Source organism: Erwinia sp. PME.40.26/001, assembly GCF_055556675.1.
Genome location: NZ_JBVHNP010000315.1, coordinates 1 through 252, shown reverse-complemented (window position 1 = coordinate 252; position 252 = coordinate 1). Strand labels below are relative to the sequence as shown.

Sequence of the window (252 nt, the reverse complement as noted above, 5' to 3'; positions counted from 1 at the left end):
CACCGCCGCTTCGAAGTCGGCGCGCGGGATCGTGAGCTGCTCGGACATCGCGTCGAGGGACTGCTCGAGCGTGAGGCCTTCGCGCAGTTGGACCGAGTGGTTCAGGCGGGTCGCCGGGTCGCGGAGTGCCGTGAGTACGGCGGGCGACGACATCTGCTGCTGCAGCTTGTAGACCCCGGGCTGGAACGTGAAGGCCACGTTGTTCTGCACCATGTACTTGTAGAGCGAGTCGGACTGCTTGGTGATGCCGGC

The 252-nt window shown here is 65.9% G+C and carries 1 protein-coding gene; it reads right to left on the bottom strand.

The annotated features are described in order from the left end of the window. Nucleotides 1–252 (bottom strand): endolytic transglycosylase MltG (locus tag ACZ3HG_RS24340; RefSeq protein ID WP_465335042.1); only part of this gene is annotated, 252 nt, incomplete at both ends.